This window comes from Martelella sp. AMO21009 (genome assembly GCF_053484295.1).
Map to the genome: position 1 here is coordinate 90,407 of NZ_JBAKFR010000008.1, position 23,228 is coordinate 113,634.

Annotated in this window: 19 protein-coding genes; 8 read left to right on the top strand and 11 right to left on the bottom strand. The window is 63.1% G+C overall.

Features of this window, described 5'->3' with window-relative positions; all coding sequences use genetic code 11:
* Positions 1 to 13: 13 nt before the first annotated feature.
* The 7 genes from V6766_RS11725 to ubiE form a co-directional block, all read right to left on the bottom strand.
* Positions 14 to 1,102, bottom strand: a complete 1,089-nt coding sequence (locus tag V6766_RS11725; RefSeq protein ID WP_448466594.1) for a DUF1513 domain-containing protein — start codon at positions 1,100 to 1,102, stop codon at positions 14 to 16.
* A 1-nt stretch (position 1,103) separates the two neighbouring features.
* The gene (locus V6766_RS11730) at positions 1,104 to 2,120 is read right to left on the bottom strand and encodes an imelysin family protein (RefSeq protein ID WP_448466749.1); all 1,017 of its coding nucleotides are present in this window, start codon (positions 2,118 to 2,120) and stop codon (positions 1,104 to 1,106) included.
* A 53-nt stretch (positions 2,121 to 2,173) separates the two neighbouring features.
* Entirely contained in the window at positions 2,174 to 3,682 is a 1,509-nt protein-coding gene (locus tag V6766_RS11735) for a di-heme oxidoreductase family protein (RefSeq protein WP_448466596.1), read from the bottom strand.
* Positions 3,683 to 3,958: 276 nt separating this feature from the next.
* The gene (locus V6766_RS11740; RefSeq protein WP_448466598.1) at positions 3,959 to 5,239 is read right to left on the bottom strand and encodes an imelysin family protein; all 1,281 of its coding nucleotides are present in this window, start codon (positions 5,237 to 5,239) and stop codon (positions 3,959 to 3,961) included.
* 143 nt (positions 5,240 to 5,382) lie between these two features.
* Positions 5,383 to 6,666 (bottom strand): RsmB/NOP family class I SAM-dependent RNA methyltransferase, encoded by a 1,284-nt coding sequence (locus V6766_RS11745; RefSeq protein ID WP_448466600.1) that lies wholly within the window; start codon positions 6,664 to 6,666, stop codon positions 5,383 to 5,385.
* Positions 6,667 to 7,075: 409 nt separating this feature from the next.
* The gene (gene ubiB / locus V6766_RS11750; RefSeq protein ID WP_448466602.1) at positions 7,076 to 8,662 is read right to left on the bottom strand and encodes a 2-polyprenylphenol 6-hydroxylase; all 1,587 of its coding nucleotides are present in this window, start codon (positions 8,660 to 8,662) and stop codon (positions 7,076 to 7,078) included.
* Positions 8,663 to 8,671: 9 nt separating this feature from the next.
* Positions 8,672 to 9,448, bottom strand: coding sequence for a bifunctional demethylmenaquinone methyltransferase/2-methoxy-6-polyprenyl-1,4-benzoquinol methylase UbiE (gene ubiE, locus V6766_RS11755; protein WP_448466604.1), 777 nt, complete (start codon positions 9,446 to 9,448; stop codon positions 8,672 to 8,674).
* A 173-nt stretch (positions 9,449 to 9,621) separates the two neighbouring features.
* On the opposite strand from ubiE, the gene mutM reads away from it, so the two are divergent.
* Positions 9,622 to 10,509 carry a bifunctional DNA-formamidopyrimidine glycosylase/DNA-(apurinic or apyrimidinic site) lyase gene (gene mutM, locus V6766_RS11760; protein WP_448466606.1) on the top strand — a complete coding sequence of 296 codons (888 nt, stop codon included), beginning with the start codon at positions 9,622 to 9,624 and terminating at the stop codon, positions 10,507 to 10,509.
* Between the two features lie 9 nt (positions 10,510 to 10,518).
* On the opposite strand, the gene V6766_RS11765 is transcribed toward mutM, so the two are convergent.
* Positions 10,519 to 12,231, bottom strand: coding sequence for a thiamine pyrophosphate-dependent enzyme (locus V6766_RS11765; protein WP_448466608.1), 1,713 nt, complete (start codon positions 12,229 to 12,231; stop codon positions 10,519 to 10,521).
* 128 nt (positions 12,232 to 12,359) lie between these two features.
* Complete coding sequence (locus tag V6766_RS11770) at positions 12,360 to 13,352, bottom strand: 2-hydroxyacid dehydrogenase (protein WP_448466610.1); 993 nt, start codon at positions 13,350 to 13,352, stop codon at positions 12,360 to 12,362.
* Between the two features lie 279 nt (positions 13,353 to 13,631).
* Here V6766_RS11770 and rpsT point away from each other — a divergent pair, with 279 nt between their 5' ends.
* The 5 genes from rpsT to V6766_RS11795 all read left to right on the top strand — a co-directional run bounded on the left by rpsT (position 13,632) and on the right by V6766_RS11795 (position 18,601).
* Positions 13,632 to 13,898, top strand: coding sequence for a 30S ribosomal protein S20 (rpsT, locus tag V6766_RS11775; RefSeq protein ID WP_448427799.1), 267 nt, complete (start codon positions 13,632 to 13,634; stop codon positions 13,896 to 13,898).
* A 904-nt stretch (positions 13,899 to 14,802) separates the two neighbouring features.
* Positions 14,803 to 16,263: a chromosomal replication initiator protein DnaA gene (gene dnaA, locus V6766_RS11780; protein WP_448466751.1), complete on the top strand. Its 1,461-nt coding sequence runs from the start codon at positions 14,803 to 14,805 to the stop codon at positions 16,261 to 16,263.
* A gap of 108 nt (positions 16,264 to 16,371) precedes the next feature.
* Positions 16,372 to 16,725 (top strand): ArsC family reductase, encoded by a 354-nt coding sequence (locus tag V6766_RS11785; protein WP_448466612.1) that lies wholly within the window; start codon positions 16,372 to 16,374, stop codon positions 16,723 to 16,725.
* 3 nt (positions 16,726 to 16,728) lie between these two features.
* Positions 16,729 to 17,202 (top strand): Cys-tRNA(Pro) deacylase, encoded by a 474-nt coding sequence (ybaK, locus tag V6766_RS11790; RefSeq protein WP_448466614.1) that lies wholly within the window; start codon positions 16,729 to 16,731, stop codon positions 17,200 to 17,202.
* Positions 17,203 to 17,344: 142 nt separating this feature from the next.
* Complete coding sequence (locus tag V6766_RS11795) at positions 17,345 to 18,601, top strand: aminopeptidase (RefSeq protein ID WP_448466616.1); 1,257 nt, start codon at positions 17,345 to 17,347, stop codon at positions 18,599 to 18,601.
* Between the two features lie 327 nt (positions 18,602 to 18,928).
* Here the strand turns inward: V6766_RS11795 and xseA are convergent, their stop codons facing one another.
* Positions 18,929 to 20,389, bottom strand: coding sequence for an exodeoxyribonuclease VII large subunit (gene xseA / locus V6766_RS11800; protein ID WP_448466618.1), 1,461 nt, complete (start codon positions 20,387 to 20,389; stop codon positions 18,929 to 18,931).
* A 123-nt stretch (positions 20,390 to 20,512) separates the two neighbouring features.
* Here xseA and V6766_RS11805 point away from each other — a divergent pair, with 123 nt between their 5' ends.
* Together V6766_RS11805 and V6766_RS11810 are read left to right on the top strand one after the other, a co-directional pair.
* Positions 20,513 to 20,776: a spike base protein, RCAP_Rcc01079 family gene (locus V6766_RS11805; RefSeq protein WP_448466620.1), complete on the top strand. Its 264-nt coding sequence runs from the start codon at positions 20,513 to 20,515 to the stop codon at positions 20,774 to 20,776.
* Positions 20,773 to 22,056 carry a phage head spike fiber domain-containing protein gene (locus V6766_RS11810; RefSeq protein WP_448466622.1) on the top strand — a complete coding sequence of 428 codons (1,284 nt, stop codon included), beginning with the start codon at positions 20,773 to 20,775 and terminating at the stop codon, positions 22,054 to 22,056. Before V6766_RS11805 ends, V6766_RS11810 begins: the two co-directional genes overlap by 4 nt.
* A 139-nt stretch (positions 22,057 to 22,195) precedes the next feature.
* Here V6766_RS11810 and V6766_RS11815 read toward each other — a convergent pair whose 3' ends face one another.
* Complete coding sequence (locus V6766_RS11815; RefSeq protein WP_448466624.1) at positions 22,196 to 23,185, bottom strand: Gfo/Idh/MocA family protein; 990 nt, start codon at positions 23,183 to 23,185, stop codon at positions 22,196 to 22,198.
* Positions 23,186 to 23,228: the final 43 nt, after the last annotated feature.

Consider the following 23,228-nt stretch of genomic DNA (forward strand, 5'->3'; position numbering starts at 1 on the left):
ATAAATAGTGTCGCTAGACCGAATTGCCAGTGAGCCGCACCGCATGCTGATCGAAGGCGGCCTCGTGACGCGCGCCGGCGAACAGACCATCATAGGTCCCGACAGCAAATCCATGCGCGGCACCGGCTATGCCGGCGGCGTTTTCGAGCCTTGTGGTCGAGACCAGCCGGCCGGTCGCCTCCTCCAGCGTCACCACCAGACCTCTGGGCGAGGTCAGCCCGATCAGCCCGTCGCGCGGATTGGCGGCGATTGCGCCGACATAATTGCCGAGCCCGATCGTGACATCCTCCGGCAGCGGCGTGAAGGAAAGCGCCTCGCCGGGAGCGATATGGCCGACCAGCGGCGGCGTCTCGTTGCGCGGCCCCTCGAACTGGCAGGCAAACCAGATGCGGCCTTCCGCCCCAAGTGCAAGGTGCCGGGTGGAGAGCTGGCTGAGGGCTGCGGGCAGCGCGTGCTTTTCGACAAGCGCCCCCGTGGCGGCATCGATCAGCGCCAGCGACGGCTCCATGTGATCGAGGTTCAGCTTTGTGCGGCCGAAATCCGGATGGGTTTCGATCCCGCCATTGGCGGCGATCAGATATCGTCCATCCGGCGTCATGGAGAGATCGTGCGGGCCGATGCCATAGGTCGGATATTCGCCGATCCGGATGTAGTTCTGCCGGGCATCATAAATGCCGATCACGCCGCGCCGGTTTTCGAAATCGTTCTCGCTGGCATAGAGAAACCGGCCATCCGGCGAAAATACCCCGTGGCCGTAGAAATGCCGGTCAGGGACAGCATTGATGATCGTCTCGCTGCCAGCGGGCGAGAGCGCCAGAATGAAGGTGCCGGGCCTGCGGGCAAAGGCCGCTACCGCGCCCGTCGTCGGCGAAACGGTGAGGCCATGGATCCGGTCCGGCAGCGCGATCTCGGATATGAAGGCGCCATCCTCGCCCATCAGCGCCAGCGCGAACCGGCCATCCGGCGTCCGTATCCCTGTGGCATAGACCGCGTCAGTGCGTTCCAGCGCAAAGGCGGCGGGCGCGGAAAGCCCGGCCAGGAACAGGCTGCCGGCGGCTTTCACGAAACTGCGGCGGTCGATCAGGGCCGAGCGGGCTGGCATGTCAGTCTCCGTCGGAGAAGGAGAAACCGGCGCCGAGGCCGATCGCCCCGCCATAGCGGTCGTTCAGCCGCAGGATCACGTCCTTGAGGTTCAGGATGATGTAATCGAGTTTGGCGCGCTGATCCGGATCGTTGAGGACAACCTCGATATCGGGGTTCATGCTTTCCACCACGCCATCGAGCGAGGAGAACAGGAAGTTGATCGAGGACACGATCGAGCGGACGTCCTCGTCCAGCAGGTCCGCCATGCCGGCCTCGTTCATCAGCGCCTGCAGCGCATCGAGATTGGCAAGCACCGAGGGCCATGTGTTTTCGGAGCGCCAGTAGATCGCGCGGGTGGCGAAATTCGGCCCGTCCTCGCCGCGGTAGAAATATTCGATGCGCTGGTCGCGCACCGTTTCCGCGCCGTGGACCAGAATGCCGAGCAGCGCCGTCAGCGCCTCGTCATCGGTGCGAAACAGCGGATTGTCGGGACCGGGATGCTTCCAGGCATCGGCGACGCCATCCTCGGCCTCCCAGGCGGCCGTCAGTTCGCCGGCGATGCGGTCCATATTCATCGCTATCGCCTCGCCATAGCGGCAACGATAAGTATCGGGAGCCTCGAACATGGTTTCGTATTGCGTGCCGAACAGCACGAATTCGAGCGCGAGCAGGCCCTGCATCGCCACGCTCTTCTGCGGCAGATAGTCGGGATCGAGCGCGGTTTCATCCTCTTCGATGATCGCGGCCTGCACCTGTTTCAAGCCGATGCTCTTGCGGTCCGGGTAATAGAGAATCCGCTCGAAACGATGGTCCTCCAGCACCGGGCCGGTGCGGACGATCTCGATTGCGGACCAGGCCGCGACGGTATCGTCGAAGGCTGCCGTTGCGGCCTGATAGCTGGTCTCGTCAGGCGCTGCGCAAAAGGCCTCGACGGCTTCCGACAATGTCCCGGTGGCGACCGCGAAATTCTGGTAGCCGGGGCGGATGAAGCCATCCACCGCCTGTTCCAGCACGCCGGGCACGGCGTCCTTGTTCATGGCGGCGGCGCTGCCGGCCGAAAGGATGACAAGCGTGGCGGCGAGAATCTGTTTCACAGCGACTCCAGGAATTTGATCAGCGCGTCGCGATCCTCTTTCGCGGCATTGGCGAAATTGTCGCGCGCGGTTTGCGCTTCCCCGCCGTGCCACAGGATCGCCTCGGTGCGGTTGCGGGCGCGACCGTCATGCAGGAAGAAGGAGTGGTCGTTAACCACTTCCGTCAGGCCGTTGCCCCAGAGCGGGGCCGTGCGCCATTCGCGGCCGTTCGCCATCGCCACCTGCTGGCCGTCGGCAAGCCCCTCGCCCATATCATGCAGCAAGAAATCGGAATAGGGCCAGATCAGCTGGAAGCGATGAGCCGGGTTTTCGGCATTGCGGCTGGTGACGAATTTGGGCGTGTGGCAGGCGGTGCAGCCAGCCTCGTAGAACACCTGCTTGCCGCGCAGCACTTCAGGATCGTCGACATCGCGGCGCGCTGGAACGGCGAGGTTTTCGGCATAGAAGGTGATCAGCTCCATCACCGGATCGGGCGCCTCGGTATCGCCAAGGCGTGGCTGCACGCCGGTGGGCATGGCGAGGCAAGCGGCTTCGGCCTCGGAGCAATCGCCGTAGGGGTTCGGCGCATCCGGCGACGAAACGCCGATATCGCCGCTCATCGCGCCGACGGACTGATCGTGGATCGTCGCGTTCTGCGCCTTCCAGCCGAAGCGGCCGAGCGTGACCTCGCCGGTCACGGTATCGCTGACGATGTTGGGACGGCCCGAAACTCCGTCGCCATCAGCATCGTCCGGGTCGGCATGCGCCAGAATATCGGCGGGCTCGATCGCCTGCACCAGACCGAGACCGATCATCGGGTTGGCAATGCGCGGCGAAAGCGTGGTGTACTCGCCAAGCGGCCCATAGGCGAGGTCCGCCACGCCATAGGTCGGGTGGCGGAGCGAGACCGTGGTGCCATCGCCGAGCGTAACCTCTTCCTCGCGGTAATCAATCGTCATCCGCCCTTCGGCGGAAAGGCCTGGCACGGCGAAATCCTGAAGCTGCCCGCCATAGACCTCGTCGGGGAAATTGATGGTCTCGTAATTGTCGATGCGCGCCTGCTCTTCCGGCGTGCGGGCGGGCCGCGCCAGGCGCAGGAACATCGAGGTCGCGTCGCTGTCGCCCTCCGGCGGATGCCCGCGGCCATCCTTCAGGTGGCAGCTCTGGCAGGAGCGGGCGTTGAACAGCGGCCCGAGCCCGTCGGACGCCTGGGTCGAGGATGGCGACGACACCCAGAACTTGCGAAACAGCGCATTGCCGAGCTTGAAGGTTTCCTCCTCGGCGAAGGTGATGTTGGCGGAGGAATGCGAGAAACTGTCGCGGTTGATGCTCGCCGTGCTGGTGGCGGCGCCGCCCTGCATGACTTCAAAGGCTTCCGGCTTGGAAAAATCATCCGTCGGCTGCGTGACTTTTTCGACCCGGGCCTTGTCCTTTGCGTCAAGATCGGCGCGTTCGGCGGGCGGGGTCCAGTCGGCGGCGAAAGTCGTCGTAAAACACAAAGAAGCGGCCAGAGCCGCTATCGTCATTGCAGGAATATGCCGTTTCATCATGCCATCACGGTCGTTCCGGCCGTCCTTTTTTTTATTTCTCTCCAGACGACCCAGGCCATCAGGACTATTCGGTTTCCCTCACCTTACCGCCAACAATCTCCCCCCTTGAGGGGGAGATGTCGCGAAAGCGACAGAGAGGGGTACAGGGCATAAACCGCGAGCCCCTGCTCTCGGAGAGGGTTCACCCCTCTCTGCCCTGCCGGGCATCTCCCCCTCAAGGGGGGGAGATTGGCAAGAGGCGATTCCCCGCTCCTACTGGAACACCGCTTCCGGCGCGTCAAGGCTGTCGGAGCCTTCCAGTTCGATCTGGCCGAGATCGAGCGCGGCAATCGCGCGTTCAATGGACGGCGTCTGGTCGATCAGGCCGTCAATTGCGGCCTGAACCACGGCGTTGCCCTCGTCATTGCCTTCGCCGATCATCTGATCATAGGCCTCGACGGTTTCAGCGCGGGTGGCCATCGCCTCCATCGCCTCGACGGTCGCCAGCAGCTTCGCCTTCAGTTCCTCGTCCAGCGCCGGGTCCTTGGCGGCCACCAGGTCGGAGACCGAAGGTCCAGTCATTTCCGTGCCGTCGACGCGGGTGTAGTCGCCGGTATAGGCCTGCAGGATGCCGATCGCGTCATTCAGATGCGAGGCGTGGGTGTTGTCGGAGAAGCAATCATGCTCTTCCTCCGGATCATGCAGAAGCAGGCCGAGCTTCATGCGCTCGCCGGCCAGCTCGCCATAGGAGAGCGAGCCCATGCCCGTCAGGATAGCGGCAATGCCGGTGGTCGGGTCTTCGGTGACATAGGCATAGGCCTCGCCGCCCTGTTCCCAGGCCGCGACAATATCTTCAAGGTCGGAAATCAGCAGTTCGGAAGCCGCCGTCAGATAGGCCGCGCGGCGGTCGCAATTGCCGTTGGTGCAATCATCGCCGGAAAGGTAATCCGTATAGGAACGCGCGCCCGCGCCGGCATCCGTGCCGTTCAGGTCCTGGCCCCAGAGCAGGAATTCGATGGCGTGATAGCCGGTGGCGACATTGGCCTCGATCTCGCCGGCTTCGTGCAGCGTGTTGGCGAGCAGATCGGGCGTGATCTCGGTGGCGTCGACCGTCTCGCCGTTGATCTTGATCTCGGGATTGGCAATCACATTCGCGGTGTAGAGCGAATTCTCGTCGCTTTCCATGCCGTAGGAGGCGTCGACATAGTCGATCAGGCCTTCGTCCAGCGGCCATGCATTGACCTTGCCTTCCCAGTCATCGACGGTCGGGTTGCCGAAACGGTAGACCTCGGTCTGCTGATAGGGAATGCGGGCTGCGATCCAGGCTTCCTTGGCGGCGTTCTGGGTCTCTTCGCTCGGGTTTTCGACAAAGGCCTGAATGGCCTCGTCCAGCGCCTTCGCCGTCGTCAGCGAATCCTGATATTTCGCGAGCGCGACATCGGCATAGTGCTTGACCACGGCCTCGGGCGTGACGTCGGCTGCAAAAGCGGGGGCTGCGAGCATGGTCGAGGCGGCAAAGCCCGCCAGAAGGGCGCGCGTTCGGATCGTGTGCATTATGGGTCCCTCTCCTTCAATGACACTGTGAGTGCTGCCTACATGAAGGAAAAAGAAACTTGTGTCAAATAATCCAGTTATAGAAACTCGCACGCCGCCCATGCGCTGCACACTGGCTTGCGCATCGTCAATTTTCAGCCTGTTCAGCCCTGTTTGCGCAGCACCGCGCAGAAGAAACCGTCGGTTTCGGTTGCCGCCGGCGTCAGCGTCGCGAACCGCCCCTCGGTGAAATGCGGCTGCTTTGGCGACGACGGGAAGCGCGCCTGCCAGAGCGTCGCGATATCGAGGGCTTCGAACTCGGTGCGCCCTTCGAGAAAACCCGCGATCCGGGCCTGGTTTTCGGCGGGAAGCAGCGAACAGGTGACATAGACCAGCAACCCGCCGGGCTTGACGAAACGGGAGGCCGTGGCCAGCACCTCGTTCTGCTGGGCCATGCGTTCCTCAAGGTTCTTTTCCGAAAGCCGCCATTTGATATCGGGCCGGCGCCGCCACGTGCCGGTGCCCGTGCAGGGCGCGTCGATCAGCACGCGATCGAAGGTCAGCCCTTCCAACGCCGCCGCATCGTCATGGACCTGAACATTGCGGGTTCCGGCGCGGCGCAGCCGTTCGATGATCGGCGCAAGCCGCGTTCTGTCGGCATCATAGGCATGCACCTGTCCGGCATTGTCCATGTCGGCTGCAAGCGCCAGCGTCTTGCCGCCGCCGCCGGCGCAGTAATCCAGCACCTGCTGGCCGGCATGGGCATCGACCAGCCGCGCAACAGTCTGCGAACCCTCGTCCTGCACCTCGAACCAGCCCTTCTGGAAGGCCAGTTCGGCGGTTACATTGGGCAGCCGGTCGCCGCCGCTGCCGGGGGGAATGCGCAGGCCGAAAGGCGCGATCGCGGTCAGGTCCGCCCCTGCCCGCGCCAAGGCCTTCTTCACCTTCTCGCGGTCGGCCTTCAGCGTGTTGACGCGCAGATCGAGCGAGGGGCGGCGGTTCAGCGCCTCGGCCTCGGCCAGCCAGTCCTCGCCGAAATTTTTCTTGAAGGCCGGGAGTATCCACTCCGGCAGATCGGCGCGCACGTGATCAGGGGCGTCGGCAAGGTTGCGGCTGATGAAAGCGGCGAGCGCGCGCTCGGATAGCGGCTCCGGCGCGAACTTGTCGCCGTCGAGCTTTTCGGCAAGCCCTTCAGGCGTAAAGCCCCATTGCCGATAAAGTACGGCATGGGCGAGCGCTGCCGGGCTGTCATCATCCATCAGAAAGGCGTGCGACAGCTTCAGCCGGAGCGCGTCATAAACGATATTGCCGATCGCCGCGCGGTCGCCGGAACCGGCAAACCGGTGCGCTGTGCCCCAGTCCTTCAGCGCATTCGCGATGGGCCGCTTGCGCTCCTCCACCTCGGAAAGAACCTCGATCGCGCCCTGAAGACGTCCGCCAATGCGCATGGTTATGCTCCCTTGGATGAGGCTTGGTGAAGAGGCCAGCCACGCGCCTTACAATCTCCCGCCTTGAGGGGGCCATGTGGCGGGCTTTTGCATTCAGGCGCGCTTTGCCGCAGCGCTGATGGAATGCTTTGCCCCTCCCCACCCTCGGCGTCATCCTCGGGCTTGACCCGAGGATCCAACCCCGCAAGCCACACCGGCAGCGCGGGTTTGTTCGAACTCGACCGCGCAATATGGCGGGCAGACCGGCACGCCGCTCGCAGTGAGAGGTGATTAGATCCTCGGGTCAAGCCCGAGGATGACGCTGCGGAGAGAGGAGAGGCTGAAGAAACCTCGCCAGGCCGAGATTGTAGGGGGCTATGCGGATAACGGGAAGCGCCCGGCATCCCGCGACTGGAAGCAGCCACACCCATCAAAACACCGCCACCGACGCCACCACAGCCAGATACACCAGCACCGCGGCAATCAGCCACAGCGCCACGCGGCCCGAGCGGGTGTAGCGGGCCTCGGCGCGGCCGATGGCTTCGGAGGTGCGCTCGTCGAAGCGCAGGCCGTTTTCGCTCATGGCGATGACTTCGTTGTGGAATTTCTCGGTCTTGTCGGCGATGTCCGGGATCGCCTCGGCGATCTTGAGCACCGCCTGCATGCCCTCGCGCATATCGGTCAGCACCCGGCGGGGGCCGAGATTGTGCTCGATCCATTTCGACACGACCGGCTCGGACGCCTTCCACATGTTGAAATGCGGATCGAGCATGCGCGACACGCCTTCGACCACGACCATGGTCTTCTGCAGGTTGATCAACTGCGTCTGCGTGGTCATGTCGAAGATCTCGGTGATCTCGAACAGCAGCGTCAGAAGCTTGCCCATCGAGATGGTCTCGGCCGATTGGCCGTGGATCGGCTCGCCGATGGCGCGGATCGCCTGTGCGAACGAGGCCTTGTTGTGGTGCGCGGGCACATAGCCGGCCTCGAAATGGGCCTCGGCCACGCGCATGTAATCGCGGGTGATGAAGCCATAGAGGATTTCGGCGAGCACCCGCCGCTCCTTCTTACCGAGCCTGCCGACAATGCCCATGTCGACGGCGACGATCATGCCGTCATTGTCCACGAACAGATTGCCGGGATGCATGTCGGCGTGGAAGAAGCCATCCCTGAGGGTATGGCGCAGGAAGGACTGGATCAGCGTCACCGCCAGCTTTTCCAGGTCATGGCCTGCCGCCTTCAGCCCCGCGACGTCGGACATCTTGACGCCGTCGATCCATTCCATGGTGACGACATCGCGGCCGGTGCGCTCCCAGTCGACCGCAGGCAGGCGGAAGCCCTCATCATGGGCGGTGTTTTCCGTCATCTCCGAGATCGCCGCGGCCTCCAGCCTGAGATCCATCTCGATCTTGGTGGTCTGTTCCAGCGTCCGGGTGACATCGACGGGTCTGAGGCGCCGGCTGGAACGGACGAAACGCTCCTGCATGCGCGCAACAAGATACATCGCGCCGAGATCCTCGTTGAAACGCTGGCGGATGCCGGGACGGATCACCTTGACGGCGACCTTCTTCGCGCCATCGGGCGTCGCGACCGTCGCCGGATGCACCTGCGCAATCGAGGCGGCGGCGATCGGGTCGCCGAATTCGGTGTAGAGGTCCTCGACGCTGCGCCCGAGCGAGCCGCGAATGGTGGCCTTCGACGCCTCGACCGGGAAGAACGGCATCCGGTCCTGCAGCTGCGCCAGATCCTCGGCGAAACCCGCGCCGACGACATCCGGCCGGGTCGCCAGGAACTGGCCCATCTTCACATAGGAGGGGCCGAGCCGCGAGATCGCCTTGCCGAGCCTGTCGGAGCGCGCCTTCTTGCGCGCGCCGGGCCGGGCGAACGGCACAAGCAGCGTCTTCACCAGCCGGGCATAGGGCGGCAGGCCTTCAGAGGGCAGCGCGTTGATCACGCCCTCGCGCGCAAGCACCCAGCCGACGCCGAGAAGGTTGAAGTAGGATCGAAGCGCGCCCATGATGAATGCCTAAAGTTTCCAGCCGGAATGAAGGGCAGCGATACCGCCGGAATAATTGGTGAACTTGACGCGTGAGAAACCGGCGCGCTCGATCATCTTGGCAAAATCGGCCTGGTTCGGGAATTTGCGGATCGATTCGACCAGATAACGATAGGGTTCGCCGTCGCCGGCGATCGCCTTGCCGACGCGCGGAATCGCGTGGAACGACCACAGATCATAGACCTTGTCGAGGATCGGCGCCTCCACCTCGGAAAACTCCAGCACCAGCAGCCGACCGCCGCGCTTGAGCACCCGGTAGGCTTCCGACAGCGCCTTGTCGATATGCGGGACGTTGCGGATGCCGAAGGCAATCGTATAGGCGTCGAAGGTCTTGTCGGGAAACGGCAGTTCCTCGGCATTGGCCTCGACGAAGGTGAGGTTTTCGGCAATGCCCTTCTTTTGCGCCCGCTCCTCGCCGACCGCCAGCATCGAGCCGTTGATATCGAGCACGGTGGCGCGGGCAAGCCCCTTCGAGGCATCGACGATGCGGAAGGCGATATCGCCCGTGCCGCCGGCGACATCCAGTACGTGATAGTCAGGATCGGCGGGCGGGTTCAGCGCGCCGACCATGCCGGCCTTCCAGGCCCGGTGCAGCCCCGCCGACATCACGTCGTTCATGATGTCGTAGCGCTTGGCGACCTTGTGGAAGACGTCGTTGACCAGAGGCTGCTTGTCGCCATCGGCGACATTCCTGAAGCCGAAAGAGGTCTCCATGCCGCCATTGGCGGTGGTCCGGCTGTCCGTCATTTTACGCACCTCACGCTTGAAAATATTCCGTCTGCCCGTTTCGGCTTTGTCAGCGCGACCTTAGTCGCTATATCGAGCCTTATATCGGCTCTGCTGCAGCGATAAACAACAGACACCGTTGCGGCTATAAACCGAAACCCGCAAAAGCGAAACGCCAAAGGCTTAAAAACATCATGCCGGAACTGCCCGAAGTCGAAACCGTGCGCCGCGGGCTGGCCCCCGCCATGGAAGGCCAGATCATCGAAACGCTTGAACTGCGCCGGGCCGATCTGAGGTTTCCGTTCCCGAAGGATTTCGCCGAAGCCGTGAGGGGTAGACGCATTGTCGCACTTGGGCGGCGGGCGAAATACCTGCTGATCGATCTTGATGACGGCATGACGATCGTGGCCCATCTCGGCATGTCCGGCTCCTACCGCGTCGAGGAGGACAGCGCGATTGAAACGCCCGGCGATTTTCATCTGCCGCGCAACGCCGCCGCCATCCACGACCATGTCGTCTTCCATCTGAGCGATGGCCGGGCCCGCGTCATCTACAACGACCCGCGTCGCTTCGGCTTCATGAAGCTCATTGCGCGCGAGGAGCTTGAGGCAGACCCGAGCTTCAAGGGCCTCGGCCCGGAGCCGACCGGCAACAGCCTCGACGCCGATTATCTGGCAACCCGCTTTGCCGGCAAGACCCAGAGTGTGAAGGCAGCCCTGCTCGACCAGCGCAATATCGCAGGCCTCGGCAACATCTATGTCTGCGAGGCGCTGTGGCGGACGCGCCTGTCGCCCTTCCGCGCCGCAGGCCATCTGGTGACGCCCGCGGGCAGGCCGCGCGACGGGCTGAAACGGCTCGTGCCGGCGATCCGCGATGTGATCGCGGAGGCGATCGAGGCCGGCGGCTCCACACTTCGGGACCATCGCAAGACCGACGGCACGCTCGGCTATTTCCAGCATTCCTTCTCCGTCTATGATCGCACCGGCGCACCCTGCCGGCACCAGGATTGCGACGGCACCATCGCCCGCGCCGTCCAGACCGGCCGGTCGACCTTTTACTGCCCGGCCTGCCAGAAGGGCTAGCCGTCCCGCCTACTTCAGGAAATTGCTTCTGAGCAGGGACACCACTTCCTTCATCCGGCCGTCGAACACCGCCTTCACGCCGAACATCGCGGTGGAAGCGACCTGGGAGACCTCGACCTTGGGCGGCATGACCAGCTCCATGCGATTGACCTTGACGTCGAGCAGCGCCGGGCCGGGGGCGGCAAGCCAGGAGTCCATCGCCGATCCGAGCTGCTCCGCATTGTCCGCGCGGAAACCGGCAATGCCGCAGGCCTCGGCAACCTTTGAGAAATCCGGATTCTCGAGTGTGGTGAAATGGTCGACGAGCCCCTCGACCCGTTGCTCCATCTCGACAAAGCCGAGCGAGGAATTGTTGAACACCAGGAGTTTTATCGGCACGTCTTCCTGAACCAGCGTCAGGAGATCGCCCATCAGCATCGACAATCCGCCATCGCCGCACATGGCGATCACCTGCCGGTTGGGATAGGCGAGCTTGGCGCCGATCGCCTGCGGCATCGCGCTTGCCATCGTGCCGTGCAGCAGGCTGTTGAGAAACCGGCGGCTGCCATTGGCCTTCAGATGCCGCAGCATCCAAACCATCGGCGTGCCGACATCGGAGATGAAGATCGCATCGCCGGCGGCCTTGGCATTCAGCAGATTGGCGACGTATTGCGGATGGATCAGGCTCGGGTCCGGCTCGTCGCCTGCCTCATCATAGTCGCCCAGATCCTCCTGCCATTCCTTGAGATGGCGGTTGAGATGCTTCTCGTCGGTTTTCTCCTGCACCTTTGGCAGCAGTGCCTCCAGCGTCGTGCGGGCATCGCCGACAAGGCCCATATGGATCGGCGCGCGCCGGCCAAGGTGGGTCGGGTCGATGTCGATCTGCACGATCTTCCTGTCGGGATAGAACTGGGTATAGGCGAAGTCGCAGCCGACCGAGATCACCAGATCGGCCTTTTCAAGTGCGTTGAGACCCGCGCGGTTGCCGAGAATGCCGTTGACGCCGACATTGAAGGGGTTGCCCGGCTCCAGCCATTCCTTGGCGCGGGTGGTGTGGACCATCGGCGCCTTGACCTTGCGGCAGAGCGCCACCACCGCCTCGCGGGCATCGCGTGCGCCGATGCCGGCATAGATCGTCACCCGTTTCGCCTGATCGACCAGTTCGGCAAGCTCTGCCAGTTCCTCATCATTCAGGCGCGCCACGGGCCGGGGGCGGTGCACCCGCCAGTCCGCCGCATCGTCATCGCTTTCCTGAAACATGTCACCGCTGACGATCACCACCGCCACGCCGCCCTTGGTGAGCGCCGCCTGCGCCGCCATCACGACGATCCGCCGCGCCTGGGCGGGGTGCGAGATATGCTCACAGAACACCGAATGCTGCTCGTAGATCTTCTTCTGATCGACATCCTGCGGGAAATCGAAGCCCTTTTGCGGGCGGTCGACCTCCGAGGCGATCAGCACCACCGGCGCGCCGTTGCGATGGCTTTCATAGATACCGTTGACGAAATGCAGCGAGCCGGGACCGCAGGTGCCGGCGCAGACGGCAAGTTCGCCGGTCATATAGGCCTCGCCCCCGGCGGCAAAGGCGCCCGCCTCCTCGTGCCGGACATGCACCCATCGAAGATCGGACCGGGACACGGCGTCGGTGAAATGATTGATGGTATCGCCAGGTATGCCGTAAATGCGCTGCGCGCCCGCTTTCTCCAGCGTGTCGACGACGATCTCTGCTACGGTTTTGGACATGTGAGCGCTCCTTTCGCGGTTTTCTCCCGATTTTCTGCGCGAACGCCGTCAGCCGGCGTTAATGAGTAAACGCGCCGCCGGCGAAAATGAGCCCGGAAAAAGCCGCACGCGCGTGTTTTATCGCCCCCTCACCTTTTGCCGATCGGGTGCAGCGCCGCGCCACTCTCCTCGAAGGCGGTGATATTGCCGATCGTGGTGTGGGCGATGTTGAAAAGCGCCTCCTGGGTGAAGAAACCCTGATGGCCGGTGATCAGCACGTTGGGAAAGGTCAGAAGGCGGGCAAAGATATCGTCGCGGATGACCGTTGAGGACAGGTCGCGGAAGAACAGGTCGTCCTCCTCTTCATAGACATCGAGGGCGAGCGCGCCGATCCGCCCCGATTTCAGACCCTCGATCACGGCGAGCGTATCCACCACCCCGCCGCGGCTGGTATTGACCAGCATGCGGCAGCGCTTCATCGCCGCGATCGCATCCTCATCGATAAAATGGCGGGTTTCCGGCGTCAGCGGGCAATGCAGCGTCAGGATTTCGGACTTTTCGAGAAGCTCGTCCTTGCCGACATAGCGCGCGCCGAGCGCCACCGCCTCGTCATTGGGAAACGGATCGAAGGCCAGGATTTCGCAGCCGAAGCCGGAAAAGGCGCGGATGACATTGCGGCCGATGCCGCCCGTGCCGACCACGCCGACCGTCTTGCCGTGAAGGTCGAAGCCGAGCAGGCCGTTGAGGGCGAAATTGCCCTCCCGCACCCGGTTATAGGCGCGGTGGATCTTGCGGTTCAGCGTCAGCACCAGCGCCAGCGTATGTTCGGCGATCGCGTAGGGCGAATAGGACGGCACCCGGGCGGCGGCGATGCCGAGCCGGTCGGCCGCTGTGAGATCGAGCCGGTTGAAGCCGGCGCATCTGAGGGCTATCAGCTCAACGCCCACATCCTTCAGGACCGAAAGCGCCGATGCGCCGAGATCGTCGTTGACGAAGGCGCAGATCGCCTTCGAGCCGGCGGCAAGCTTGGCTGTCGGAGCGTGAAGCCCGGCCTCGGTGAAGATCAGTTCGTGCCGGCCCTCATTGGCCGCTTTCAGAAAGTCTTCGTCATAGGGCTTGGCAGAAAAGACGGTGACGCGCATGGCGGCTCCTGTGGCTTGATCCCGGCCTCAACAAGTGTAAGGGCCTTTGCGGCAATGGCAATGGCCGTCGGCGACCGTGAATCGACCCGTTTGCCGGCTTTCGCCCCGATTTTGCGGGATTTAAGCATTGACGGGCAGCCGGATTGGCTTTATATGCCCGCCCACAGTATTTGAAAGCTCGATGAGCTTCATCAATTGCTCCCGTCACAAAAGCGCTTCCAGCCGGTCACGGCAACCGCATGTGTCGGAGCTAGCGTCAGAATTCGAAGAGAGACTTATATGGCCAATACAACTTCGGCGAAAAAGGCGACGCGCAAGATGGCCCGCCGTACAGCCGTCAACAAGTCCCGCCGCACCCGCGTACGCGGTTACGTTCGCAAGGTTGAAGAAGCGATCCTCGCCGGTGATCTGGAGCAGGCGAAGGCCGCTCTGGCCGTAGCCGAGCCGGAACTGGCGCGCGCCGCCAGCAAAGGTGTTCTTCACCGCAACACCGCCTCGCGCAAGGTCTCGCGTCTGGCGCAGCGCGTGAAGGCAATTTCGGCCTGAGCCGAACAAGAATTGCAGACTTTTTGAACAACCCGGCCTCGCGCCGGGTTTTTCGTTTTGAGTTCATACACTTGGCTATTGTGACGCGAACATTACGAACAGATGTCACAAAAATGACCAAGAATTTTGAACCTTCTCAATGGCTTACGCGAGGATTGCCACATTTTTACCAATTTTGGGCCACCGCGCGCCACGTAATGATGACATCTGAAAAATTTATTTTTTCCGGCATTTTCGTCCATCCGATTTCAGACATATGTGAATCTAATTGATTCAAAAGCGATTCTTCTGAGCCCCTCCGCCGGCACCCAAACTCACGCGTAAGAGTCAATGCTGGAAGCGCCGAATCGGCAAAAAATCCTTGTTGAAATTGTCGGTCGTTCTTGCCTAAATGACCTCCGACAGCAGACGGAATGAGCTCCCGGATTTTTCGGGAGGGGCGCGTTCGACACAGGATGCGTTGTCTTCCCGACGCTGGGGGCGGTGGCTATTGTGGGCGCCGTTTTTCCAACAATCGCAGGTTGTTATCCGGTTTTCGCCAGAAGTCCGGGTTCGTTCCTGTGTGTCTTTTGTAGACGGTCCACGAAACAGGGAGGAGACGCAGAACTTCAAGGCATGGAAACTCCGGACATTTTGCAGCCTGTATTCTCCGATACGAGGATCGGGGAGCGGGCAAGCGACGGAAAGTCCAATTCCGGCTGAGAGCCGGACTTCAACGCACGCCGGGAAGACACCGGCAGCAGGGCAAAACAGGCAGCGGGCGACATAAAAAACAAGCGCGCGCCAGGGTGATGACGTTTGAAAGGCGGCAACGATGAGAATGAGAATGGTAGCCTCTCGCACCGAGGACAATGCGGGCGAAACCGAGGCCGGTGAAAATGATGCGAAACCGGCGACGGCTGCCATGAATTCCAACGGGGACGATATCTTCTTCGAACGCTTCTGCACCGCGCTGAAGGCCCATGTCGGCGGCGACGTCTATGCCAGCTGGTTCGGCCGGCTGAAGCTGCATTCCTCGGACAAGAGCGTGGTCCGCTTCTCGGTTCCCACCGCCTTTCTGAAATCCTGGATCAACAACCACTATCTCGACCTGATGACCGAGATTGCCCGCGTTGAGCGCCCACAGGTTCTGAAGATCGAGGTTCTGGTCCGTTCCGCGACCCGCGCGCCGCGTCCAGCACTTGCGAGCGAGCAGCCGAAACCGGTCGCGGCCAACCCGGCGCCGGTCGTGCGTCCGCTGAACCGCGCGCCCGCCGGCCAGCCGCTGATGCCCGACCCGGAAACGCCGCAGGCGCGCGGCGCCAGCGCGTCCGGCCAGACCGTCTTCGGCTCGCCGCTCGACCCCTTCTTCACCTTCGACAGCTTCGTCGAGGGCGCGTCCAACCGGGTTGCCTTCGCCGCGGCCAAGACCATCGCCGAATCCGGCATGGCGGCGGTGCGCTTCAACCCGCTGTTCATCCATTCCTCGGTCGGCCTCGGCAAGACCCATCTTCTGCAGGCGATCGCCAACGCAGCGCTTGCCTCCCCGGACAAGCAGCGCGTGGTCTATCTGACCGCAGAATACTTCATGTGGAAGTTCGCCACCGCGATCCGCGACAATGACGCGCTGACGCTGAAGGATTCGCTCCGCAATATCGATCTTCTGGTGATCGACGACATGCAGTTCCTGCAGGGCAAGATGATCCAGCACGAGTTCTGCCACCTGATCAATACGTTGCTCGACAGCGCCAAGCAGGTGGTGGTCGCCGCCGACCGCGCGCCGTGGGAGCTGGAATCGCTCGATCCGCGGGTACGTTCACGGCTTACCGGCGGCGTTTCGCTGGAAATGAACGGCCCGGACTACACCATGCGGCTTGAAATGCTGAAGCGCCGGCTTGAACTGGCGCAGCAGGAAGACCCGTCTATCGATATCGCGCCGGAAGTGCTCGAACATGTCGCCAGCAAGGTGACGGCGAGCGGGCGCGAGCTTGAGGGCGCCTTCAACCAGTTGCTGTTCCGCCGCTCCTTCGAGCCCGACCTTTCGATCGAGCGCGTTGACGAACTTCTGGTGCATCTGGTTGGCACCGGCGAGCCGAAGCGGGTGCGCATCGAGGATATCCAGCGCGTCGTCGCCCGTCATTATTGCGTTACCCGACAGGAACTCGTTTCCAACCGCCGCACGCGGGTGATCGTCAAACCGCGCCAGATCGCGATGTTTCTCGCCAAGACGATGACGCCGCGCTCCTTCCCGGAAATCGGCCGCCGCTTCGGCGGGCGCGACCACACGACCGTGCTGCACGCCGTGCGCAAGATCGAGGACCTTCTGGAGAAGGACAACAAGCTGTCGCAGGAGGTTGAACTGCTGAAGCGGCTGATCAACGAATAGGCCCCGACCGGGCCTGCCATTCCGACCTTCATGAGAAGCCCGGCCCGCGCCAGGCTTTTCTCATATCCGCCGGCTTGCTAAAGCAAACGGGCAAACAGGAGAGACGCCATGCCGGTCACGCTTTACGGAATCAGAAACTGCGACACGATGAAGAAGGCCTGGACCTGGCTTGATGCGCATTCCATCGCCTATGATTTTCACGACTACAAGAAGGCCGGGATCGACCGCGCGCATCTGGAGCGCTGGTGCGACGCCGCCGGCTGGGACAAGGTGCTGAACCGCGCCGGCATGACCTTCCGCAAGCTGCCCGAGGCCGACAAGGCCGATCTCACCCGGGAAAAGGCGATCGAACTGATGCAGGCCCAGCCCTCGATGATCAAGCGGCCGGTGCTGGAGGCCGACGGCGCGATTACGCTGGGCTTCAAGCCAGAAGCCTACGAAGCCGTTTTTGGCAAGGGGTAGGCAATGGCTAAGACCACGCAGGCCACCCGCTTTCTCGACAAGGCCGGCGTCAGCTACACGATCCAGCAATATGATTACGACCCCAATGCCTTCAAGGTCGGGCTGCAGGCGGCTGCGGCGATCGGCGAGTCTCCCGACCGGGTGTTGAAGACGCTGATGGCCAATGTCGATGGCAAGCCGGTCTGCGCGGTGGTGCCCTCCAATACCGAAGTCTCGATGAAGAAGCTCGCCGCCGCCTTTTCCGGCAAGCATGCCGAGATGCTGGACGCTAGGACCGCCGAGCGGCTTTCCGGCTATCATGTCGGCGGCATCTCGCCCTTCGGCCAGAGAAAACGCGTGCCGACCGTGTTCGAGGAGAAGGCGCTTGCCGAGCCCTATGTGGTGATGAATGGCGGCCAGCGCGGCCTGCAGGTGAAGCTTGCGCCGGCGGATGCGGTGAAGGCGCTGGGCGCGATTGTAGCGGGGGTGATCGCGTAAACCTCAGAAATGCAGCGATCATGCGCGACCTGAACTGCGTATTTTCATACTAGAGGGGTTCGGGGGGGGGCGGGGCGCTTCAATTTCGCCTGAAAACAAACTAGATAGTGTCACGACACACCAATCAGTTAGCGAGGCGCCCATGAACGCTCAACCCCGGCTTCCCCATCCCATCGATATGGAAAAACTCGAGAAGCTCGCCGAGGTCGCCGTCAAGGTCGGGCTCAACCTTGCCGAGGGGCAGGATCTGGTCATGACCGCGCCGATCGAGGCGCAGCCGCTGACCCGGCTGATCAGCCGTTATGCCTATCAGGCCGGCGCCGGCGTGGTGACCACGCTTTTCAACGATCCCCAGGCGACGCTGGAACGCTTCGAACACGGCCATGACGCAAGCTTCGACAAGGCGGCGAACTGGCTTTACGAGGGCATGGGCCAGGCCTTTGCCAATGGCGCGGCGCGACTTGCGATCGCCGGCGACGATCCGATGCTTCTGGCAGCACAAGATGCCGACAAGGTGGCCCGCGCCAACCGCGCCATGTCGACCGCCTACAAGCCGGCGCTGGAAAAGATCGCCGGTTTCGACATCAACTGGAACATCGTCTCCTATCCGACGCTCGCCTGGGCGAAGACGGTATTCCCCGAAGACCCGGATGGCATGGCCGTCGCCAAACTGGCCAAGGCGATCTTTGCCGCATCGCGCGTCGACCAGCCCGATCCGGTGGATGCCTGGCGCGAGCATAACGACAATCTCCATGCCCGCTCCGCATGGCTGAACGCCAAACGGTTTTCGGCGCTGCGCTACACCGGCCCCGGCACAGACCTCACCATCGGCCTTGCCGATGAGCACGAGTGGAGCGGCGGCGCGTCGATGGCGAAGAACGGCATTGTCTGCAACCCGAACATTCCGACCGAGGAAGTGTTCACCACGCCGCACCGGCTCAGGGTCGAAGGCCATGTCTCCTCCACCAAGCCGCTGTCGCATCAGGGTACGTTGATCGACGATATCCGGGTGGAATTCAGCGAGGGCCGGATCGTCAAGGCAGCCGCCGCCAAGGGCGAAAGCGTGCTGAACAAGGTGCTCGACACCGACGAGGGCGCGCGCCGCCTTGGCGAGGTGGCGCTGGTGCCGCATTCCTCGCCGATTTCGGCGAGCGGCATCCTGTTCTACAACACGCTGTTTGACGAGAACGCCTCGTGCCACATCGCGCTCGGCCAGTGCTATTCGAAATGCTTCCTCAACGGCGACAAGCTTTCCCCCGACGAGATCGCCGCGCGCGGCGGCAATTCATCGCTGATCCATATCGACTGGATGATCGGCTCCGACCGGATCGACATCGACGGCATCGACGCCGCCGGCAACCCCACGCCGGTGATGCGCGGCGGCGAATGGGCCGAGTAGGCGGGATGATCTTGTTGGGGGCGTGCGGCTAAGACACGGCTGCTGTTGAGATGCCAAGCGTTCCGGCAAGGCTAACCTCCGCTTAGCTTCGGGGTAATCGGTGTCGCGGAAGGTCAGCTAACCTCGAGCTATCGACCGTCTCGCGATCTATCAGCCCACAATCTCCCCTCTTGAGGGGGAGATGTCGCGAAAGCGACAGAGAGGGGTAAAGGGCGTAAGCCCTAAAAGCCGCAAACTCCGAGTATGATGAAAGGGTTCACCCCTCTCTGCCCCTGTCGGGGCATCTCTCCCTCAAGGGGAGAGATTGAGGGTGCAAGACTGCGATGCCTAAAACAGGCTGCCCTGCGTGGGTGGTTTAGCGGGAGCTCTCGGCTTTTTCTTTGGCTTCGGCGCAGGCGGGGGCTCCGGGACCGTTGCCCCCTCGCCCGTCACTGCCCTGACCCTGCCATCGGCGAACTCGATCTCGATCGGCGCGCCACGTTCCAGGCCGGCGGCGCGGGAGACCGGGCGGTTGTCCTGATCGCGGATCACCGCGAAACCGCGCGCCAGCACATTGCGGTAGGAAAGCGAGTTCAGCACCCGCTGCTGGCCGGCGATGGCGGCGCGGTGGGTCTTGAGGCCGGCATCGATTGCGGTTGCCGCCCGACGCGAGAGCACGGCCACCTGTTCGCGGTCCCGGGCGATCATCATCGAAAGGCGCTGGGGCGTTGCCGAAAGGCCTGAGGCGCTGCGTTCAAACGTGCGGCGCTTGTTGATAGTGTTGAGCTCCAGCGCGCGGGTGTTTCGGAGCGCCGCCTCGTCGAAGCGCCGCCGCGGTAGCGCCAGCAACTGATCGAGCGAGGGCAGGCCGCGCGAAAGCCCGGTCAGCGTCTGCCGGCGGAAATCCATCAGCCGGGTCGCAGCACTTGCAAGCCGTGCGGCAAGCCGGGCCTGATCGGCAACAAGCTCGGCCCTGACCGGCACGGCGCGTTCGGCGGCCCCCGTCGGCGTCGGCGCACGGTAATCAGCGGCGTGGTCGATCAGCGTCCAGTCGGTCTCGTGGCCGACGGCGGAAATCAGCGGGATTTCGCTTTCATAGGCCGCGCGCACCACCGCCTCGTCGTTGAAGCTCCAGAGATCCTCCAGCGAGCCGCCGCCGCGCGCGACGATCAGCACATCGGGACGGCGCACGGGCCCATCGGGGCCGAGCGCGTTGAAGCCTCTGATGGCGGCGGCAACCGCATCCCCCGACCCCTCGCCCTGGACCTTGACTGGCCAGACCACGACATGGACCGGGAAGCGGTCGGTGATGCGGTGGAGGATATCGCGGATGACCGCGCCCGTCGGTGAGGTTATCACGCCGACCACGCGCGGCATGAACGGCAACGCCTTCTTCGCCGCCTCGTCGAACAGACCTTCGGCGGCCAGTTTCTTGCGGCGTTCTTCCAGAAGCGCCATCAGCGCGCCGGCGCCGGCGGGCTCCAGCGCCTCCACCACGATCTGGTATTTTGACGCACCCGGGAAGGTGGTGACCTTGCCGGTGGCGATCACCTCCATGCCCTCTTCCGGCTTGATCTTCAGACCGGAAAACACGCCCCGCCAGATGACGGCATCGATCCGGGCGCGCTCGTCCTTGATCGAAAAATAGGCGTGACCCGAGGAATGTGGTCCGCGATAGCCGGAGATTTCGCCGCGCAGGCGGATCCGGTCGAACCGGTCCTCGACCGTGCGCTTGATCGATCCGGAAAGCTCCGAAACCGTAAATTCCGTCAGATTTGTCGCCGATTCGGCATCGAAGAGATTGCTCATGGGCTCAGTTTAACCGATCCGCGTTTACCTTGCACAATCGATCCTGTTTTCTCCCCGCAAATCCCCACCGTCCACGCGTCCCCCAGAATTGAAGCCGGTCAACGCAAGCCAAGGAGACGCGTCATGACAGACAGATTTGCATCCCGCCACGCAACGCTCACCAGCCCGGCCTATGACGGGTTTCCAATCGCCACCAGCGACGCGGCGCCGGTGCTGGAGGTCACCCGCGCGATCTATGTCGGTATCGCCGGCGACCTGACAGCCACCTTCGCCTCCGGCGAGACCGTGACGTTTCAGAACGTGGCGGCCGGGACCATCCTACCCATCCGCGTCAGCCACGTGCTGGCCACCGGCACTACCGCCGATGCGCTGGTGGGGTTGATATGAGGCTGGGCATCTCCATCACGGCCGACAGCGGCAAGCAGCCGGCACCGTTCTGGAGCGCCCCTGCCTATGTTGCGGAAAGCGCTGGCGGCGGCGCATGCGGCCCTGCCGCGATCCTCGATCTGCGACGGGACCGCCATGCCTTAACGACCGTGCCGACGGCGGATATCCCCTCCGCCCCGTTGGCGGCGCTTACGGCTCTGTCCGCAAGGCCGCTTATGGATATTCTCACCTTCACGCGCGCCGGAACGGCCACTTATATCGATACCCAGGGCCTGATCCGGGAGGCCGCGACCGACCAGCCGCGCTTCGATTACACCCATGGAAAACGGCAATTGCTGCTGGAGGGGCCGGCAACGAATCTATGCATCACCAGAAACCTGCCCCAACTGACGCTCGGGGAGAATACGATCGTCACGCATATGCCGGACGAGACGGGCCCGGATGGCGCGAAAGGAAACGTCTACAGGGTGCAGATGCCGGCAGCCCCCAGCACTTTCGTACGGTTTGCCAACAGTGTCGGCGGCGGTGGCCCCGTGGTGATGTCGGTCTATGTCAGGCAATATGATACCGCCAAACGTCAGTTCTCGCTTGCAGTCGATGGCAAAGTCGACAGCGTCCTTGAAGCGACCGAAGAATGGCGGCGTTATGAGAGCGCCTATTCGCCGAGCTATGGCACCGCAGCTCTCGGCAACAACGCCCCTGCGGGCGCATCGGATGTTTATGCTTCCGATATCCTCGTCGCATTTCCGCAGGTCGAACTGGGGCTGGTCGCAACCTCCTACATTCCCACCAACGGAACGACCGTCACCCGGCCGGCCGACAAGGCGCAGTTGAGCGCAGCGGTGGCGGCGCTGCTGAAGCGTGATCAGGTGAGTGTGCTGGTGCAGGCCCGTCTCGCTTCAGCCGCTGACAACGGGCGGATCCTCGGGCTCGACATGGCGAACTGGCTCATCGGTCAGGCTGGCGCATCGGGCGCCGGATTCAATGCATGGAACGGTTCCTCCGCGACAACGCGCTTGTTGCCGTCCGGCGTCACGTCCCTCGATGATTTCGGCGTCGCGGCAAACCTCGATGAGGCCGGCACCACCCTGGCGGCGGGCGACGCCATCTCCGCCACCAACGCATCAGCGCCGAAATCGTCATATGCCCCGTTTTCCGACGCATATCTGGGACGATCTTCAACCGGAGCATATTCCAACGGCTGGTACGACCAACTCGTGATCTGGCCATTCCGGATGACGGACGCCGATCTTCAGGCAAAGGCGGTAGCCTATGAATGATGTCTTTCTCAAATTTGACGACCACTAGGAGGCGCTTGCCGCTTTCGCGGTGACGCCGAAGCCGGAGACGCCGGCGGATACATTTCCATGAGAGGTCGCTGGCCGCGAAGCTGCGGCCAGCCGGCGCATGCTCGCAAATTCAGACCGTCGTCCAGCCGCCATCGGCGTTGCCGGCACGGTAGACGGCATCGATGAAGCGCTGGTTGCGCACCGAATCCTCGAGCGTGAAGACCTCTTCCTCCGCGCCCGAAGCCGCCCTTGCGAAAGCCTCGACCTCACGCACATATTGCCGGCTGTCCTGAAAGCGGAAGGCCTGGGTTTCGCTGTGATTGCGGTTGGAAAGCAAGACGGTTTCTTCGCCCCAGCGGTCGGCGTTGAACGGCGAGACCACCTCGATCAGGCCCTCGGTTCCGTGGAACGCCATGGTTTGGCGGTGCGCAAGCTGGGTGGAGACATAGAAGCTCAACTCAAAGCCCGGAAATTCTGCCCGCACCGAGGCATAGATATCCGTGCCGAAATTCTCGTCATAGCGCACCGTCGCCTGGACGCGCTCGGGTTCCTTGCCGGTGGCGAACCGTGTGGTGACGGTCGGATAGACGCCGATATCGGGCAGGCCGCCGCCGCCCAGTTCGGGGATGTTGCGCATATTGGTCTCGTCGCGCAGGAAATAGGTGAACGCGCCCTGCACGTGGACGAGATCGCCGATCGCACCTTCGGAAAGCAGCGCCCGGACCTTGCGCCAGACGGGCGTGTAGGTGACCATATAGGCCTCGCTGACGAGCACATTGTTGCGGTCGCGCGCGGCAATCACGGGCGCGATGTCATCCGCCTTCAGCGCCAGCGGCTTTTCCACCAGCACGTGTTTGCCCGCATCCGCCGCCTTGATCGCCCATTCGACATGCTGTGAGGTCGGCAGCGGGATATAGACGGCATCGATCTCGTCGCTTGCCAGCATTTCCTCATAGGAGCCGAAGGCGAGAGGCGCGCCGAAACGCTCGGCCATCGCCCGCGCACGGCCGATATCCCGGCTCGCGACTGCCGCCAGTATGCAGTTTTCCGCATCGACGATTGCCGGCACGACAAGCTCGCGGCCGATCTTGGCCGTCGACATAATTCCAAAACGCAGCATCGGATCTCCTCACTTTTCGGCGGCCACCATAAAAACCGCAGCG

What these genes read in the sequence shown, in the direction of transcription:
- V6766_RS11810 (WP_448466622.1), top strand. Translation starts at nt 20,773, where the DNA reads ATGAGGCTGGGCATCTCCATCACGGCCGACAGCGGCAAGCAGCCGGCA.
- ubiB (WP_448466602.1), bottom strand. Translation starts at nt 8,662, where the DNA reads ATGGGCGCGCTTCGATCCTACTTCAACCTTCTCGGCGTCGGCTGGGTG.
- V6766_RS11735 (WP_448466596.1), bottom strand. Translation starts at nt 3,682, where the DNA reads ATGACGATAGCGGCTCTGGCCGCTTCTTTGTGTTTTACGACGACTTTC.
- xseA (WP_448466618.1), bottom strand. Translation starts at nt 20,389, where the DNA reads ATGAGCAATCTCTTCGATGCCGAATCGGCGACAAATCTGACGGAATTT.
- V6766_RS11815 (WP_448466624.1), bottom strand. Translation starts at nt 23,185, where the DNA reads ATGCTGCGTTTTGGAATTATGTCGACGGCCAAGATCGGCCGCGAGCTT.
- V6766_RS11785 (WP_448466612.1), top strand. Translation starts at nt 16,372, where the DNA reads ATGCCGGTCACGCTTTACGGAATCAGAAACTGCGACACGATGAAGAAG.
- mutM (WP_448466606.1), top strand. Translation starts at nt 9,622, where the DNA reads ATGCCGGAACTGCCCGAAGTCGAAACCGTGCGCCGCGGGCTGGCCCCC.
- ybaK (WP_448466614.1), top strand. Translation starts at nt 16,729, where the DNA reads ATGGCTAAGACCACGCAGGCCACCCGCTTTCTCGACAAGGCCGGCGTC.
- V6766_RS11795 (WP_448466616.1), top strand. Translation starts at nt 17,345, where the DNA reads ATGAACGCTCAACCCCGGCTTCCCCATCCCATCGATATGGAAAAACTC.
- rpsT (WP_448427799.1), top strand. Translation starts at nt 13,632, where the DNA reads ATGGCCAATACAACTTCGGCGAAAAAGGCGACGCGCAAGATGGCCCGC.
- dnaA (WP_448466751.1), top strand. Translation starts at nt 14,803, where the DNA reads ATGAATTCCAACGGGGACGATATCTTCTTCGAACGCTTCTGCACCGCG.
- V6766_RS11730 (WP_448466749.1), bottom strand. Translation starts at nt 2,120, where the DNA reads ATGAACAAGGACGCCGTGCCCGGCGTGCTGGAACAGGCGGTGGATGGC.
- V6766_RS11770 (WP_448466610.1), bottom strand. Translation starts at nt 13,352, where the DNA reads ATGCGCGTCACCGTCTTTTCTGCCAAGCCCTATGACGAAGACTTTCTG.
- V6766_RS11740 (WP_448466598.1), bottom strand. Translation starts at nt 5,239, where the DNA reads ATGCACACGATCCGAACGCGCGCCCTTCTGGCGGGCTTTGCCGCCTCG.
- V6766_RS11805 (WP_448466620.1), top strand. Translation starts at nt 20,513, where the DNA reads ATGACAGACAGATTTGCATCCCGCCACGCAACGCTCACCAGCCCGGCC.
- ubiE (WP_448466604.1), bottom strand. Translation starts at nt 9,448, where the DNA reads ATGACGGACAGCCGGACCACCGCCAATGGCGGCATGGAGACCTCTTTC.
- V6766_RS11765 (WP_448466608.1), bottom strand. Translation starts at nt 12,231, where the DNA reads ATGTCCAAAACCGTAGCAGAGATCGTCGTCGACACGCTGGAGAAAGCG.
- V6766_RS11725 (WP_448466594.1), bottom strand. Translation starts at nt 1,102, where the DNA reads ATGCCAGCCCGCTCGGCCCTGATCGACCGCCGCAGTTTCGTGAAAGCC.
- V6766_RS11745 (WP_448466600.1), bottom strand. Translation starts at nt 6,666, where the DNA reads ATGCGCATTGGCGGACGTCTTCAGGGCGCGATCGAGGTTCTTTCCGAG.